General features: G+C 69.4%; 11 protein-coding genes. 6 read left to right on the plus strand and 5 right to left on the minus strand.

Going from position 1 to position 12,945, the window contains the following annotated elements; genetic code table 11:
- Window positions 1–9 precede the first annotated feature (9 nt).
- Both CIK81_RS07925 and CIK81_RS07930 read right to left on the minus strand, forming a co-directional pair.
- Entirely contained in the window at window positions 10–1,722 is a 1,713-nt protein-coding gene (locus CIK81_RS07925) for a hypothetical protein (protein ID WP_096197720.1), read from the minus strand.
- Entirely contained in the window at window positions 1,707–2,603 is an 897-nt protein-coding gene (locus CIK81_RS07930; protein ID WP_096197721.1) for an ABC transporter ATP-binding protein, read from the minus strand. Before CIK81_RS07930 ends, CIK81_RS07925 begins: the two co-directional genes overlap by 16 nt.
- Window positions 2,604–2,749: 146 nt before the next feature.
- Between CIK81_RS07930 and CIK81_RS07935 the strand changes: the two genes are divergently transcribed.
- Complete coding sequence (locus tag CIK81_RS07935) at window positions 2,750–4,282, plus strand: AI-2E family transporter (protein ID WP_114355602.1); 1,533 nt, start codon at window positions 2,750–2,752, stop codon at window positions 4,280–4,282.
- A gap of 228 nt (window positions 4,283–4,510) precedes the next feature.
- Here the strand turns inward: CIK81_RS07935 and greA are convergent, their stop codons facing one another.
- Together greA and CIK81_RS07945 are read right to left on the minus strand one after the other, a co-directional pair.
- Entirely contained in the window at window positions 4,511–4,999 is a 489-nt protein-coding gene (gene greA / locus CIK81_RS07940) for a transcription elongation factor GreA (protein ID WP_096166256.1), read from the minus strand.
- A 330-nt stretch (window positions 5,000–5,329) separates the two neighbouring features.
- A complete protein-coding gene (locus tag CIK81_RS07945; protein WP_096166255.1) occupies window positions 5,330–5,722 on the minus strand; it encodes a DUF4307 domain-containing protein in 393 nt (130 codons plus the stop codon).
- 206 nt (window positions 5,723–5,928) lie between these two features.
- Between CIK81_RS07945 and mca the strand changes: the two genes are divergently transcribed.
- Window positions 5,929–6,840: a mycothiol conjugate amidase Mca gene (gene mca, locus CIK81_RS07950; RefSeq protein WP_096166254.1), complete on the plus strand. Its 912-nt coding sequence runs from the start codon at window positions 5,929–5,931 to the stop codon at window positions 6,838–6,840.
- Window positions 6,837–7,379: a hypothetical protein gene (locus CIK81_RS07955; RefSeq protein ID WP_096166253.1), complete on the plus strand. Its 543-nt coding sequence runs from the start codon at window positions 6,837–6,839 to the stop codon at window positions 7,377–7,379. Before mca ends, CIK81_RS07955 begins: the two co-directional genes overlap by 4 nt.
- A 210-nt stretch (window positions 7,380–7,589) precedes the next feature.
- Here CIK81_RS07955 and CIK81_RS07960 read toward each other — a convergent pair whose 3' ends face one another.
- Window positions 7,590–8,588, minus strand: a complete 999-nt coding sequence (locus CIK81_RS07960; protein WP_338022885.1) for a hemolysin III family protein — start codon at window positions 8,586–8,588, stop codon at window positions 7,590–7,592.
- A gap of 216 nt (window positions 8,589–8,804) precedes the next feature.
- On the opposite strand from CIK81_RS07960, the gene CIK81_RS07965 reads away from it, so the two are divergent.
- From CIK81_RS07965 to CIK81_RS07975, 3 genes are all read left to right on the plus strand, one after another.
- Entirely contained in the window at window positions 8,805–9,563 is a 759-nt protein-coding gene (locus tag CIK81_RS07965; protein WP_096166252.1) for an isoprenyl transferase, read from the plus strand.
- 231 nt (window positions 9,564–9,794) lie between these two features.
- On the plus strand, window positions 9,795–11,270 hold the full coding sequence (locus CIK81_RS07970) for a PhoH family protein (protein WP_158541967.1): 1,476 nt from the start codon (window positions 9,795–9,797) through the stop codon (window positions 11,268–11,270).
- A gap of 556 nt (window positions 11,271–11,826) precedes the next feature.
- On the plus strand, window positions 11,827–12,747 hold the full coding sequence (locus tag CIK81_RS07975; RefSeq protein ID WP_241964073.1) for an endonuclease domain-containing protein: 921 nt from the start codon (window positions 11,827–11,829) through the stop codon (window positions 12,745–12,747).
- Window positions 12,748–12,945 lie beyond the last annotated feature (198 nt).

Here is a 12,945-nt window from a genome sequence, read left to right on the forward strand (position 1 = left end):
GGCACGGCCTCACAGGTAGTCGCGGACCTTCTGGAACAGGTCGGGGTAGTGCGCCTGGAGCCGCACCACGCTGAGCCGGAGGCCGACGAGGAAGGCGACCACACCGACGACGACCGAGACCAGACCGGCCACCAGCAGCAGCATTTCGCTGCCCACGACGAGTCCCCAGATCGCCAGGATGATCGTCGGGATCTGCGGCACGAACACCGCGGCCATCGCGATGGCCATGGTGAGCATCGCATTCGCGCTCGAGGCGGACTTGTCCTTCATCGGGTTGGTGCCGGGGGAGGAGGCCGGATAGGGCAGGATCGCGGCGACCGCGACCGCGGCACCCCATCCGGTGATCATCGTGCCCAGGGATGCCAGCACCACCAGCGGGACCAGGTGCCCCATGCCGTACAGCAGCGGCATCGCCACGGTGACCACGACCACCGCGGGCACCATGATCACGGCGATGGCCGCGACGCGCCCCAGCATGTTCGCGCGCGCCGGCAGGTTCGCGGTGATGTTCACCCAGCCTGACGGGCCGTCGAAGCCGATCTCGTTGCACAGGGAGATGCCGCTGAGACCGCACATGAACACGGTCATCGCGAGCATCATCGGGCGGGACTCGGGGAGCATCAGGCCCATCGCCACGAAGAACACGATGATCAGCGGATAGATGCCGACGGCGGCGAGATAGCGGGTGTCGCGCCGCCAGTAGCGCAGCGACTTCCCCAGCACTGCGCCGAAAGCGGAGGGCTTCACGAACCGCGGCACCAGGGAGGAGACCTTGGTGGTGCCGGAGGAGGCATCACCGGTCAAGGCCGAGGTGAGCGAGGCATCCAGCGAGCGACGCCACCACTGCCACATCAGCGCGAACGTGGCGATGCCGATCACCGCGCGCAGCAGAGCCCGCAGCGCGTGCCCCTCGGCGAGATCCATCGGCACCGCGAAGAAGGCGCCGAAGGGTGTCCAGGCCAGCACGTCCACCACCCCGGGCAGCCAGCGCTGCACGAAGTCGACGTCGATCTCCGCGACCTTCTGCATGCTCAGCGAGAAGCCGTAGATCGCGGCGAACATGACCAGCATGCCGATGATGCCGCCGATCTCGCGGCCGCTGCGGGAGGAGGCGCGGCTCGCCGAATGGGCGAACCAGGCGCGCGGCAGCAGCAGGCACAGGGCGATGCCGGCGAGGTTGGCGGGGATCAGCAGCACCACGGCGGCGACGATCCAACCCGCACCCTGGCCGAACACGACCAGCCACAGCACCTCGAAGGCCGTGGCGATCGCGACGGCGAGCACCGTGAAGATGCTCGGCAGGCTCAGCGCGGCCGCGGCGAACATGCCCGGCTGGAGCTCCTTGGCGGAGCGCGGATACAGGGCGAAACGACGGGGGTCCAGGGTGTCGTCGAGACCGAAGGCCAGCACCGGGAGCAGGAACCACACCAGCACCGTCAGCGCCCCGAGACCGCGGATGATCATCGGGAACAGGTCGCCCTCGCCGCTCCACAGCGTGGCACCGAGGAAGGCGAAGACGAGGCCCACCATGCCTCCAAGGCCGTACAGCACCCCGATCAGGGTGCCGATGAGCTTGCCGACGTTCTTGCGGTAGGAGCGCTTCCACAGCGTCCACTTGAGCGTCAGCAGCAGGCGGACCAGGGACTTCTGGGAGATCGCGCCGTGGCGGACGTCCGTCGCCGAGGCGGTCGCGACGTGCTCGCTGCTCAGGACTCCAGCCATGACAGGCTCCCCTCCGCGACGTCGCCGCCGCCGACGAGATCGATGAACGTCTGGACGAGGCTGCCGCCCTGGCGGACCTCGTCGAGCGTGCCGTCCGCCAGCAGCTGGCCGTCGGCGATGATCGCGACGTGGCTGCACAGCCCCTCGACCAGCTCCATCACGTGGCTGGAGAGCACCACGGTGCCGCCGCCGTCCACATAGGCGGTGAGGATCTTCCGGATCACCTGTGCGGAGACCGGGTCCACCGCCTCCAGGGGCTCATCGAGCACGAGCAGCCGGGGCGCGTGCAGCAGCGCGCAGGCCAGCAGGATCTTCTTCGTCATGCCGGCCGAGTAGTCGACCACGAGCTTGCCGTCCTCGCCGGCGAGGTCCAGCGCCGTCAGCAGGGACAGGCTGCGCTCCTCGACGACATCGGCCTCCATCCCGCGGATCAGACCCACATAGGTGAGCAGCTCGCGTCCGGTGAGGCGGTCGAAGGTCTGCAGACCGTCCGCGAGCACGCCGATCTGGGCCTTCGCCGTGGTGGGATCCGCCCACATGTCCGTGCCGAGGATGTGGGCGGTGCCGCCGTTGGGTCGCAGCAGACCGGTCGCCATGGAGAGCGTGGTGGTCTTGCCGGCGCCGTTGGGGCCGACCATCCCGTAGAACGAGCCGCGGGGCACGTCCAGGGAGATCCCGTGGACCACCTCGGTCGAGCCGAAGGATTTGCGCAGCCCGCGGATCGACAGGGCCGACTGCGCGGAGACCGCGGCGTCGGCCGAGACCGGGGCGGCGACGCCGGTGACCGCTGCCGGATCGGCGGCAGGCCGCTCACCCGACTGCGGCGTGCTGGGATCGGGGTATCCGGGGGAGGCCGAGGAGGAGGGGTCGACGGTGTGCATGGGAACACGCTACCGAGACGAGCACCTCACGCTCTCCATCGGTCGGTCACGGGGCCCCCGACCTTCGTCGAATGGGTGACCTGCACGCCAGGGGGCGGAGCCGATTAGGATGCGCAGAGCCGCACTGGCCCGATGGAAGGAATCCCATGTCGAAGCTGAGCCCCACCTCGCGGGCACCGAGCCTCGCACCGGAGGTCGAGGAGATCCCGCTCGGGGTCCGACGGCTCGCGTCCTGGTCATGGCGGATCATCGTGATCGTCGCCGCGGCCGCACTGCTCCTGTGGGGTCTGCTGCAGGTCACGACGATCGTGATCCCGGTGCTCCTGGCCGTCCTGCTGGCCTGCCTGCTGACTCCGGTGGTCAAGCTGCTGACCCGCTACACGTTCCTGGGTCGCACAGCGGCCAGCGGCATCGCGCTGTTGGGGCTGCTCCTGGTCATCTCGGGCATGTTCACCCTCGCGGGGCGGCAGCTGATCACCCAGTTGGCCGACATCCAGGACAAGGCCGTCACCGGTTTCCAGTCCGTCATGACCTGGGCGACGACGACGTTCCAGATCGATGCGCCGATGATCGACTCGGCGATCGACGAGGGCCTCGCCAAGCTGCAGGACAACGCGGACACGGTGCTGAACTCGGCCGTCAGCACCGCAGCGGTCCTCGGCAACCTCGCCACCGGCGTCGTGGTGCTGCTGTTCACCCTGTTCTTCCTGCTCTCCAGCGGTTCGTCGATCTGGAGCTGGACGGTGGGTCTGCTGCCCCCGGCGGCTCGCGTCCCCACCCATGAGGCGTTCCGTCGCGGCTGGAAGGCGCTGTCGGCCTACGTCCGCACCCAGATCCTGGTCGCTGCGGTCGATGCGACGGGAATCGCGATAGGCATGGTCTTCCTCGGTCTCGGCTCCTATGCCGTGCCGATCTGGCTGCTCGTCTTCCTGTTCTCCTTCGTCCCGCTGGTGGGTGCGATCGCCTCGGGGGCGATCGCCATCCTCATCGTCCTGGTGCTGCAGAACTGGATCTTCGCTCTGATCATGCTCGGCATCGTGCTGGTGGTTCAGCAGCTCGAGAGCAACATCCTGCAGCCGATCCTGATGGGCAAGGCCGTCGAGCTGCATCCGCTCGCGGTGTTCCTCGGCGTCGCCGGCGGCGCGATGATCGCCGGCATCCCCGGCGCTCTGTTCGCGATCCCGCTGATCGCGTTCGTCAACGCGACCCTGCTGTACCTCGTCGGCCGCGACTCGAGCCCGGAGCTGGGCGTGGACACGATCGCCGCAGACCACTTCGCCTCGCTCGGAGGCAATCGCCCCGCCCACGTCACCGCGGGTGCCGACGCCTCGGACGACGGCGACGCGTCGGAGGGCACAGCCGCGTCGGACGCTCCTGGTGCGTCGGAGGGCGCAGCCGCGTCGGACGATGCCGGCGCGTCGGACGATGCGTCCACCTCGCAGGGTGTGCAGACCGCACCGGCGCCGCTTCCTGCCGGGGCTCGTGAGGGCCTCGCGGCCGAGGGCGCCACCGCGCCGCTCCAGGGTCGGCGCCGTTCCGACGGGGCCGACGGCACCGGCCGCGAGGATGGAGCTGACGGCGCGGACCGTCCGGCCGGAACCGGCGACGGCCAGGCCCCCGCGCAGGACCGCCAGAGCCCGTCGTCCCCCTCCGATCAGGACTCAGCGGACGGGAGATGAGCCAGGATCCGTCGGCCTCGTCCGGTCGGGACTGAGCGGACGGAGATACTGAGCGGACGGAGATACTGAGCGGACGGAGACGCCTTCGGGCGGCCCGCACGGACCACATGAGAGAGGCCCCCGATCCGGCTGATGCCGGGTTCGGGGGCCTCTCTCATGCGCTGCGGGGCGGCGCTGCGCTCGCTCGGGCGTCGGAACGCTCAGGCGCTGATGCTCAAGCGCCGATGCTCACGGGGTGTACGGCTTGGCCTTGACGATCGAGATCGGGAAGGACTTCCCGTTCGGCGCGGTGTAATCCACCGTGTCGCCGACCTTCGAGCCGTGGATCGCGCTGCCCAGCGGCGACTGCGTGGAATAGACCTCGAGATCGTCGTTGTCCGCGATCTCGCGGTTGCCCAGGAGGAACGTGCGCTCCTTGCCGGCCATCTCGATCACGACGACCATGCCGGGCTCGACGACGCCGTCGTCCTTCGGCGCTTCGCCCACCACGGCGTTCTTCAGGAGCCGCTGGAGATCGGCGATGCGCGCCTCCATCTTCCCCTGCTCCTCGCGGGCGGCATGGTATCCGCCGTTCTCCTTGAGGTCGCCCTCATCGCGTGCAAGAGCAACGGTCTCTGCGATCTCGGAACGTCCGGGGCCTTCGAGCTCCTCGAGCTCCTTGGCCAGGCGGTCGTACGCGTCCTGGGTGAGCCAGGCGCCATTCGGCTGGCTGCTCATGGGTTCACTCCTGTCGTCTTCGGTCGGCGCGCATCGGGACGTCGAAAGGGCCCCTATACGCGAATCACGGGGCACATGTCCTCATGCGCCCCGTGCTGCGGGTGATGAACACCGGCTCAATGCCGGTTTCGGAGTACCTTACACCGGACGATTCATGATTCCGGGGAACCCGAGAAGGATTTCGCGGTGCGAGGAACCCGCTGGTCCCGGATGCGCAGACCGATCGATGAAGGGGCCTGCCGTGCGAGCTGGCAGCTCCCGCGGCAGGCCCGCGTTGCGTCTCCGGGTGGGATCGCGCGGGCCGGTCTCACGCGGGATCGCGCGGGCCGGTCACGCGGGATCGCAGCCCAGGACTTCGGCGGAGACCGCGGCGCCCTGGGTGGAGATCTCGACCCGCTGCACGCTGTGGCGGGAGCTCTGCGCCGGAACGTGGGTCTCGACGAAGCCGACCTGTGCCCGACCGGAGTTCAGGGCCTGGATCCGGCAGGTGGCCTCAGTGCCCGGTTTCATCGTGAGCTGGTAGTCCACGGCGATGACGTCGTCGGCGACGTGGTCGTAGCCGACCATCTCGGCGCGGATCGGGGCGCTCACCGACCAGTAGCCCACCAGGGCGACCACGGCGACGAACACCGCCGCGGCCACCGCGATCAGCACACGCGCCGTGCGCTTCGAGATGCGCGGAGCGCCGTACCGTTCCGCCGAGCGCTGCTGGGTGCCGTTCATGGTCTCAGTGTCCCAGACCCGGGCCGACAGGTCTCCCAGGTCGGCAGGCGCGAGGAGTGACCTGTCACGCCTGTGTTCGCGGGCCGTACCACCCCGTGAACCCGCAGGCGCAGTGGCGTACGATCGGACGCTGGTGCGAACCTTTCGCGAGCTCGCACCGGTTCTCGGGGAACCTCGTCCCCGTCCAGCTGATTGCGAGGAGAACCGTGACCGTCGAGATGCCCACCCCCGATGAGACGCTGCGGATGGTGGCCGTCCACGCACACCCGGATGATGAGTCCTCCAAGGGTGCGGGATCGACCGCGCGCTATGCCCGCGAGGGAGCTCAGGTCACCGTGATCACCTGCACCGGGGGTGAGCGCGGGGACGTGCTGAACCCGCGCCTTCGCGATGACCCCAGCCTGACGCGCGACGTCCTGCCGTCGGTGCGCCGTCAGGAGATGGCCAACGCCCAGGAGATCCTGGGGGTGGACCACGAGTGGCTCGGCTTCGTCGACTCCGGCCTGCCCGAGGGCGACCCGCTGCCGCCGCTGCCGGAGGGCTGCTTCGCGGCGCTGCCCATCGAGGAGGCAGCCCGACCGCTGGTCGAGGCCGTGCGCCGCCTGCGCCCGCACGTGATGACCACGTACGACGAGAACGGCGGGTACCCGCATCCGGACCACATCCAGGTCAACCGGATCAGCGTGGCGGCCTTCGACCTCGCCGCCGATCCCGAGTTCGCCCCGGAGCTCGGCGCGCCCTGGGCGATCGCCAAGCTCTACTACATCAACGGTTTCCATCGTCAGCGGTTCTCCGCCGTCGCCCGTCACCTGCGTGCCTCCGGGGCTCCTAACGAGGAGCTCGAGCAGATGATGGCCCGCTTCGACGAATCCACCGACCGCCTGCTGACGACGCGCATCGATGTGCGCGACTACCTCGGCGTGCGCGACGATGCGCTGCGTGCGCACGCCACCCAGGTGGACCCCGACGGCCCGTTCTTCCGGATCACGCACGACGCCGAGATCTCCGCGTGGGGCACCGAGGACTACGAGCTGCACATCTCGCGTATCGGGGTGAAGCTCCCGGAGAACGATCTGTTCGCCGGCCTGCGCCATGAGCGGATCGAGGCTCGCGCATGAGCGGCGCCGAGCTCGCCGAGGCAGTGGGGAGCCGGGGCGTCGTGCTGGCGGATCCGTTCCCCTCGGACGACGGCGGCTTCACCTCCGCGACCGTCACGCCAGGACTGCCCGGCTTCGTCGCGATGTTCATCCTGGCGGTGGTCGTGGTCCTGCTGGTGCTCGACATGACCCGCCGCACCCGTCGCGTGTCCGCGCGCGCCGCGGCTCGTGAGCGCGTCGATGCCGAAGAGGCCGAGAAGGCCGAGAAGGCCGAAGAGGCCGACAGGGCTGCGAAGTCGGAGTTGGAGACGGACGTGGACGACGAGGAGGAGGCCGAGCACGCGGAGGAGGCCGCGAGGGCGACCGAGGGAGCGGCATCGGCGGATGACGCGTCGACCGACGGGACGGCATCGGCCCGTGGCGAGGCCTCTCCTGACCGCGCGGATGAGCGCAGCAGCCTCGAGGACCCGGATCCCGCGGAGGGCATCGCCCCGCACGGCGGGGTGTCCGGCGAGCACGGGACCACGCTGGAGGACGACCCGGACGACGACCGTCGGTGAGCGCAGCGGGCTCGGACACCCCGCTGCCCAGCGTCCGTCGCCCGTCATCGGTGGCACGTCCCGCGTCGCTCAGGGCCCGGGGCTCGGTGCAAAGTGCTCGTAGCTCGTAGCTCGTAGCTCGTAGCTCGTAGCTCGTGCTCCGTCGCCCGTCGAGCCCGTCGGCTGTCGGCCGTCGGCCGCTGCCGGGCGTCCGGTTCGTCGGGCCCCGCGTCAGATGACGGCGGTCGCGACCGCGGCGAAGTGGCAGCCGAAGCCGATCAGCGTCCCCGCATGGAAGATCTCGTGGAAGCCGAACCACGCCGGTGACGGGTTCGGCTTCTTGAGGGCGTAGACGACCGCGCCGACCGTGTAGGCCAGGCCGCCGATCGAGAGCAGCCAGACCACGATCCAGCCGCCTCCCGCCTGGAGCGCGGGCATGTAGAACACCGCCACCCAGCCGAGCGCGACATAGGCCGGCACGTAGAGCCAGCGCGGGGCCCCGGTCCAGAACAGCCGGAAGCACACGCCGATCAGGGCACCGCCCCAGGCGATCGCGAGCAGGGTGGCCGCCTGGCGCGGCTCGAGCATGGCGACCGCGATCGGGGTATAGGTGCCCGCGATGATGAGGAAGATGTTCGCGTGGTCGAATCGGCGCAGCATGATCGCCCGCTGGGGCGTCCAGGTACCGCGGTGATAGACCGCGCTGACCCCGAACAGCAGCCCGGCGGTGAGCACGAAGACCGCGCAGGCGAGGCGGATCGCGAAGGTCTCTCCGAAAGCCACCAGCAGCAGCCCTGCCACGAGCGAGGTCGGGAAGGCGATGAGGTGCAGCACGCCGCGCAGGCGCGGCTTGGGCAGCTGGATGCCGAGCGACTTGGCGCGCGCCGCCATGGCGCGGGTGAGGGTCCGCGGAGCGAAGGGGTGGGTCTGCGCGGTGGGGATGTCCCCGTCGGCCATCGCGGGGGACGCTCCGGACTCGGATGCTGCCGGGGAGGCGCCGGTTCCCGAGCCTGTCGGGGCCGCTCCGGCTCCGGACGCTGCTGGGGGAGCGCCGGATTCGGAGACCGCCGTGACGGCCTCGTGCAGAGCGGGGTCCCGAGCCTCTGCGGGGGACAGGAGGTCTGCCGGGTCGGTCAGGGGTGCAGTCGTCGTATCGGGGCCGTGGGCGGATGGATCGGACGTGGGCTCCGAGATGCCCTGGGGATCCTCACGGCGAGAGCCGGTCATCATCCTGAAATCGTAACCTACGGTGACGTAACCTCGGGTGGCCGGCACTGTGACGATCCGGTGAGGATTGCCCCGAAGCGTCGGACCCCGGGCGCGGGATCGTCGATAATGGGACGGTGCGACCTGGCGGATTCGGTCGCGCGATGCGGGACGCCAGCCGGGAACCGGCTCGATCGGCGCCTCGCACACATCGTTCAGACCCGAGGAGCGGAGGCTGCAATGGACGACGACGGCCTTCTCTACCGTGTCTACGAACGTCGGCTCACCCGTGAGCTCGAAGCGTTCTCCCTCCCGCAGCATCTCGGCGTCATCGTCGACGGCAACCGTCGCTGGGCGAAGGAGGCGGGGGAGACCACCGAGCACGGCCACCGCGCCGGCGCGGCGAAGATCGTCGAATTCCTCTCCTGGTGCGAGGACCTGAAGATCCCCCTGGTGACCGTGTGGATGCTGTCCACCGACAACTTCAGTCGCCCGCCGGAGGAGCTGGTCGCGCTCTACGAGATCATCGCCTCCACCGTCGGCCAGATCGCCGAGGCGGGCTACTGCGTGCGCTTGACCGGTACCACCGATGCGCTGCCGGAGTCCGTTCGGGAGAACATCGCCCGGATCAAGGAGCAGGCGGCCCCCGAGTCGGAGCTGACGGTCAATGTGGCGATCGGCTACGGCGGTCGCGAGGAGATCGTCGACGCAGTGCAGGAGCTGGTGCGTGATCTCGGCTCCCAGGGGCGCACCCCGGAGGAGATCGCCGATGCGATCAGCATCGACTCCATCGCCGAGCACCTCTACACCCGAGGCCAGCCCGATCCGGATCTGATCATCCGCACCTCCGGCGAGCAGCGGTTGTCCGGATTCCTGCTCTGGCAGTCCGTGCACTCCGAATACTGGTTCTGCGAGACGTTCTGGCCCGGGTTCCGACGGGTCGATCTGCTGCGTGCGCTGCGCGAATTCTGCCGTCGCGAACGCCGCTACGGCGCCTGAGCGAACTCGCCCCGACCAAGACGCTGTCGAGGCGCTCGGGGCACGCCGACATCGTTCTCGAGTCCTCCCGCGCCGCTGGTGTGAGCGGTGGCACACTGACGTCATCGGCGGTTCGTCAGAACTTCCGGTGACGATCGGGTGAACGTCGCACCCGCCGACGGCGGGACTCGCCCGACACCGTGTGCCAGCAGGGCTAAGGTCCAGGCATCCACGCGAATTCGGGAGGCTCCGATGGACGACACCACCATTGCCCGCGAGACGATGTCCGCCGGCTCAGGGACGGAGACGGGGAGCCAGGGGGTGGGCGCCGCGAATCCGGATGGTTCGGGGGTGGGCGCCGCGAATCCGGATGGTTCGCCCGTCGTCCCCTCGTTGCGGCCCGGAGCCGCCCAGCAGTTCCTCCCCGACCTCGAGACCGGAGTGCTCACCTACGTGCTGGACACGTCGGTGCTGCTGTCCGACCCGCTGTCGCTGCACCGCTTCGCCGAGCACGACATCGTGCTGCCGATCGTGGTGATCACCGAGCTCGAGGCCAAGCGGCACCATCCGGACCTCGGCTACTTCGCCCGACAGGCCCTGCGGATCCTCGACGACCTGCGCGAACAGCACGGGAACCTCTCGCTCCCGCTGCCCATCGGCAAGGACGGCGGCCACGTCCACGTCGAGCTGAACCACATGAGCACAGCGTCGCTGCCCGACGGCTTCCGGCTCGGCGACAACGACACCCGGATCCTCGCCGTCGCGAAGAACCTGCAGCTCGAGGGCAATAACGTCGTGCTCGTCTCGAAGGATCTGCCGATGCGCATCAAGGCGTCGGCCTCCGGGATCCACGCCGAGGAGTACCGGGCCGAGCTGGCCCGCGACCGCGGCTACACCGGCATGGTCACCGCCGAGGTCGACGAGCAGACGATGAGCGATCTCTACGACGGTCAGAACGTCACGATCCCCGCGGTCGCCCATCAGCCAGTCCACACAGGACTCACGATCACCAGCCCGCGGGGCTCGGCCCTGGGCCGCGTGCGCAAGGACGGCGACGTCCAGCTCGTCCAGGGCGACCAGACCGTCTTCGGGGTCTCCGGGCGCTCCGCGGAACAGAGGGTCGCGATCGACCTGCTGCAGGACGAGTCCATCGGCATCGTCTCCCTCGGCGGACGCGCCGGCACCGGCAAGAGCGCGCTGGCCCTGTGCGCAGGCCTCGAGGCCGTTCTCGAACGACGCACGCAGCGCAAGATCATGGTCTTCCGCCCGCTGTTCGCCGTGGGTGGCCAGGAGCTCGGCTACCTGCCCGGCGACCAGGGCGAGAAGATGGGTCCGTGGGGTCAGGCAGTGTTCGACACGCTCGGCTCGATGGTCTCCTCGAACGTCATCGACGAGGTGCTCTCGCGCGGCATGCTCGAAGTGCTCCCGCTCACCCACATCCGCGGACGCTCGTTGCACGACGCCTTCGTGATCGTCGACGAGGCGCAGTCCCTGGAGCGCAACGTGCTGCTCACGATGCTCTCCCGGATCGGCCAGAACTCCCGCGTGGTCCTCACCCACGACGTGGCCCAGCGCGACAACCTGCGCATCGGTCGCTACGACGGCATCGCCTCGGTAGTCGAGGCGCTCAAGGAGAAGGACCTGTTCGCCCACGTCACGCTGCAGCGCTCCGAGCGGTCCAAGGTCGCCGAGCTGGTCACCCACGTGCTCGACGAACCTGTGCCGTGAGGGGGCGACGGGGACGGAATGGTGCCGTGAGCGGTGAGGGGGCGAGCCGGTGCTGTGAGGGGGACGAGGAGGTGCCGTGAGCGGTGAGGCGGCCGGCGATGGGCCATTAGACGTGACCGCGCGTCACCGACGGGCCGCTGGTGAGGTGGTCTGGCGATATCGCCAGTGCTCGTCACCCACGGCCCTTCGGTGACATCGGCCCGTCGTGCTCGTGCTCGTGCCCTGTGCCCTGTGTGCGAGACCGAGACCGAGATCCTTGCCGGGGTCCCCATGTTCCGTGCCGCGTGCCGCGTGCCGCGTGCCGCGTGCCGCGTGCCGAGTGCCGAGTGCCGGCGCGGGATGCCTAGCGCTGGACAGGGTTCCGGGTGCGGGACACGGGAAGTCTGGCGACGAGCGACAGGGCGGGCAGGAGCCCCGAGCAGGTCCGGGTTCAGAGCACGGCGGACCATCTTCGGGTGGGCTCAACTCGTCCGGGACGCGTCCTCCCCAATGCTGCGCCATCCACATCGACGATTCTCCCCTCCGGGAGGGTCTCCAGGTCTGGTCAGATCACCGTATGCAGATCCCCGGGGTCCTTCTCAAGACAGAGCTGTCGCGGATCAAGCCTGATCTGAGCCGCCGTCGAACGTGGCTGCGCGAGGGAGCGATCCGCTCGGCAGGCCAGTGGTATGTGACCCCGGAAGCGCCGGCAGATCTGGTGGCGCTGCTCGAGCAGGGTGTGCGGCCCACGTGTCTCGACGCGGCAGCGCTTCATGGCCTGTGGATTCCGCGGGGGAGCGGAGTCCATGTGTATCGGCCTCGCGTCATTGACGCTCCGGAGCCGGGGCCACATATGCTCCCTCTGCGGCGCTGGGTCGACCCCATGACGAACGAGCTCGTTCCGTTCCCTGAACCCGACAACGGGTGGCCGCGCAGCCGGCTTCAGCCTCTCGTGTTCCATGGTCCACGGATGCGCGCCTGGCCTGGAACGGACCCCGTTCCCGGCATCATGCAGACGCTGGACCATGCAGCCCGCTGTCTGCCCACGGTCAAGGCGGCCATCCTCATCGAGTCCGCTCTCAACAAGAGTGCTCTGCACAGGCCGGAGCTCGAGGCCCTCCTGGCCGGGCTTCCGGAACGGTTTCGGACCCCGCTGTCTCGTGTGCGTTCCGATGCGCAGTCCGGCACCGAGACCGCGGTGCGCTGGTGGCTGGAGGGGCTCCGCGTACGGGTCCGCAGTCAGGTGCAGCTGCTTCCCGACACCCGGGTCGACCTGCTGGTGGGGACCAATTGGGTGATCGAATGCGACAGCCGCCAGTTCCACGATGCGCCCGATCAGTATCGTGAGGACCGTCGTCGAGATCTGGCCCTGGCATCGCGCGGCTACCGCGTCACAAGGCTGACCTGGGAGCAGGTGTTCCTCGAGTGGGCCGTGACCGAGCAGACGCTGCTGACCATGCTTCATCGGCGGGAGCACCGCCGTGCTCTGCCCGCCTGACCTCGCCTGGCCCGTCTGGCCCGCCTGAACATGGCTGGCCCCGTCTGTCCCGCCTGAACACGTCTGGCCCGCCCGGCCCCAGCTGGCTGACCTGGCTGCGCCTGGCCCGCTTGACCCCGCCTACACGACTGCGTCGAGTGCGAGTGCGAGTGCGAGGGCACGTGAGGCGTGGGCTGACGATCGCCAGACGCGTGTCGG

Source organism: Brachybacterium sp. JB7, from assembly GCF_003335205.1.
GTDB lineage: Bacteria > Actinomycetota > Actinomycetes > Actinomycetales > Dermabacteraceae > Brachybacterium > Brachybacterium alimentarium.